At 69.7% G+C, this 241-nt stretch carries 1 pseudogene; it reads right to left on the reverse strand.

Going from position 1 to position 241, the window contains the following annotated elements:
* Window positions 1-148: 148 nt before the first annotated feature.
* Window positions 149-241 (reverse strand): annotated as a pseudogene (locus G3I56_RS44620) (scramblase); the annotation flags it as partial.

Below are 241 nucleotides of genomic sequence, written 5' to 3' on the forward strand. Positions count from 1 at the left end.
CTGGCCGACGAGGAGCATCCGGTGGCGTCGGTTCTCGCGCTGGAGGCCCGTTCGGCGCCCGTCGAGCCGTCGTTGATGCCCCGGCAGCCGTCGGAGCCGGGGCACCTCACGTCACTGTGAACCGACCCGTCATCCGTGAACCGACCTGTCAGCCAAGGCCCCGTGAATCCTGCTTCAGCGCGGTGTCGACGGTCAGCGCCGTCGCCACCACGAGGCTCAGCAGGGGTTCGGGCAGCTGGTA

It is taken from the genome of Streptomyces sp. SID12488 (assembly GCF_010548275.1).
GTDB lineage: Bacteria > Actinomycetota > Actinomycetes > Streptomycetales > Streptomycetaceae > Streptomyces.